Raw genomic sequence first — 3,148 nt, forward strand, 5'->3', positions numbered from 1 at the left:
TCTTTTGTGCTGGTCAGGCACTGTGTTCAGCCCGGGGAAACGGCAGAAAGCGGACTGACCTTTTACACGCTGTATATGCATCTCGCGCCGTGGCTGGCCTACCCGGAGCAGGACAGCACGGCGTTTAAGGTGGCAGACGGCCAGCTCCTGAAGGCGTATGTGGATGAATCCCGGCAGTGGGTGGCGGCGGAGCTGCCTGCCGGGACGCGGGTGATGTGGGATAAAGCGGTCAGCGATGACACGATGACCGGGAGCAACGGGCGACAGTACGCGCACGTCACGCTGGCGGAGCCGGTTTCGGGCCGCATGAGCCTGAAAACCGGGGACCGGGTGTGGGTTGTGTGCGACAAAGGGAACCTGGTTCCTGAACGTGACAGGGCCACCTGTCCGGCGTGGTGGACGCCATTCCTGCCGCCGTCACGTGAAGCCGTGCAGTTTGATACGGTGGTATGCCCGACCCCTTATCCGATTAAGGCCGGGGACCCGGTGGGACATCTGGGGTATTTTCAGGCGCCCACGGAGGACGGGCATGAAAAGCGCTATCAGGTGCATATCGAATGTCTGACCACGGACAATTTGCCGCATTTCCTGAGAAACCCGGAGGGTGCGGGTCGCGACACGCCCGCCTTTGCGCGCTGTCCGAAGGGGATACCGGTGTACCTGCAATTCAGAAGCGGAGAAATACAGAAGGGGCTGATAGCCACGACGAGCGTAACGGTAATGCCGCTGTCCGGGCAGGCGGTGACAGACAAAGAGGGTAAGCGTTACTGGCCGGATGGTTCGTCGCGCGGGCTGCTGGCGGAGTCGGATGTGCTGCTGCTGTCGCGGTACGATCTGGCCGGTCGGGGGTTTGAAACCACGGAGGACAGTCCGTCGAGCTTTGACCATCTTGACGGGAAGACGCAGCCGAAAGGGCTGGTAAAGACGATATTGGAGCGTTTTTTCAGCGTGGCGGACAATGACGATAATCACTACAGCAAAGGGGTTGCGTTCAACTACCGGCAGTTGCTGAATCAGATTGATGCTCCGAAAGCGTCGTGGTATTTGCCGGAACAGTACCGGCGTGCGGTGCAGAACCCGGCAATGCGCGATCACCTGTACCGGCTGTGTGTGAAGCATCCTTGTGAGTGGTACTACTCTTCGGAATCCCCGGTGTGGAAAGCGTTCTTTACGCCGCAGAAGAAGAGGGAGGAGCCGGAATGGTACGCGTACAGCGAGAAGTTTCTGACTGACCTACGCTGGATTCACCGGGTGCCGTGCATGTTGGAAAATCAGTGGCATATGCACCCACTGGTGTTTCTCGATGCACTCAGGGAGCCGAAAAAGCAGGGATGGGCACACAGCCCGTTTGCTGATCTGATTGGCCATGCTGAGTCCGTCAATGATTATACCGCCTATAACCGGACCTGGCCGCATCCACACCCTACGCATAAACAGGCATATACCCACACTAATCTGACATCGATGGCAATCGCTCAGGTAATGGTGGCGATGGAAAAGTATGAAATGTTTGCGACTGGGCGGTTTCAGATAACGCCGACGGTGATGAAGGAAAGTGTCTATAAGCTGAATCTGGACGTAAATGCACGGTATGACGAGACGATGCAGGACCGGATGTTTGAGGAATATATTATCAGGGTGAAACGTAAACCTATTATTGATTATCTGGAGGGAAATGGCAGCGTGGAGGAGGCCGCCTATGCCTGTGCACTGGAGTTTGCGTCGGTGGGCGTACAGAAGGGATTGCCTATCAGTCCTGATCCCCATGAGTTTGAGGTGGCTCCAGATGGCAATGTGCTGAAAGATAAGCATGGTAACCCCGTTCATAAAAGACGATATGCCAAGCATGACGGAGTGACGTATTACTCGGGTGATGGGCTAAACAAGGCTCTGATTATGCCGGATGCGATAATTAAGGCTCTGGAGGCGTCAAAACATGATGGTAAATAAATATCTGGCTGTTGTTTTACTTTTCGGAGTAACACCGCTTTCCTGGGGGGGGCCGCAGGCCGGGGACTATAGAGTTAAGGTGAGCCACGAACCTTTTGCTGAAACACTAAATCTGTCTGGTATTCAGAAAGGTTATACCGATGAGTGGAAGCGCATTATGCAACAGCAACTAATGGAGCAGGTTAATTACGCTGGGCATTATCGACTGTATGTCGGCTATGGAGACGATCTTCCTAATGAATGTGGGGATGGCCACCCGCTATGTGGCTGGGTTATTGATAAAACTACGGGGCAGGTTGTGTCAACTCTGCCTAAATTTATTACGATCGAAAATGACATGAGTCATCCGAGTACAGTGCAAAGTTGTGCTGTTTACTCCCCTGAAGATGAGAACGATCCACCTCCACCTGGAGCAATGGCTGATTTTCCAATATTTTATCGTGACAGTACCTTATTATGGATGAATGGTACGTTACTATCGGCGTCAAATCCGAATAATGATAAATGTGAATATAAAATATACAGTTTTAAAGGTGGTAAATTCTCAATAATTGGGAAAGGAGACCCATCGGATGACCCTCATTTTCCGCATGATTAGTTGAGTAAAGCGGGGTTAGGGGGAGCCACACGGAGAGTAATGCTTAATGCAAATGACAAATGGTTGACCACAAAATAAAAAGGATCTTCTTGAGATCCTTTTTTTCTGCGCGTAATCTCTGGCTCTGTAAACGAAAAAACCACCCGGCAAGGTGGTTTTTCGAAGGTACAGTAAACCGGCAAGTTTCTGAACCGTGGTAACAGTCTTGTGCGAGACATGCCACCAAATTTGTCCTTCCAGTGTAGCCTCAGTAAGGCCACAACTTCAAGAACTCTGGATACATCTCTCGCACATTCTGTTTACCAGTGGCTGCTGCCAGTGGCGTTTTATCGTGTCTTTCCGGGTTGGACTCAAGTTGATAGTTACCGGAACAGGCGCAGCGGTCGGACTGAACGGGGGGGCGTGCATACAGTCCAGCTTGGAGCGAACTGCCTACCCGGAACTGAGTGTCAGGCGTGGAATGAGACAAACGCGGCCATAACAGCGGAATGACACCGGTAAACCGAAAGGCAGGAACAGGAGAGCGCACGAGGGAGCCACCAGGGGGAAACGCCTGGAGCCTGTACATAGATTTGTGTAGTTGCCTGATTTTGATATGTT

General features: G+C 52.6%; 3 protein-coding genes. 2 read left to right on the forward strand and 1 reads right to left on the reverse strand.

The window, feature by feature from the left end; all coding sequences use genetic code 11:
• Both FEK43_RS22890 and FEK43_RS22620 read left to right on the forward strand, forming a co-directional pair.
• On the forward strand, positions 1-1,950 hold a 1,950-nt coding region (locus FEK43_RS22890; protein ID WP_171020824.1), incomplete at its 5' end, for a hypothetical protein.
• A complete protein-coding gene (locus FEK43_RS22620; protein ID WP_130259262.1) occupies positions 1,937-2,548 on the forward strand; it encodes a hypothetical protein in 612 nt (203 codons plus the stop codon). The genes FEK43_RS22890 and FEK43_RS22620, both read left to right, overlap by 14 nt.
• Before the next feature lie 247 nt (positions 2,549-2,795).
• On the opposite strand, the gene FEK43_RS23420 is transcribed toward FEK43_RS22620, so the two are convergent.
• The gene (locus FEK43_RS23420; protein WP_130259266.1) at positions 2,796-2,960 is read right to left on the reverse strand and encodes a replication initiation protein; all 165 of its coding nucleotides are present in this window, start codon (positions 2,958-2,960) and stop codon (positions 2,796-2,798) included.
• Positions 2,961-3,148: the final 188 nt, after the last annotated feature.

Origin of the sequence: Escherichia sp. E2562 (assembly GCF_005781075.1) — a bacterium.
Taxonomy (GTDB): domain Bacteria; phylum Pseudomonadota; class Gammaproteobacteria; order Enterobacterales; family Enterobacteriaceae; genus Escherichia.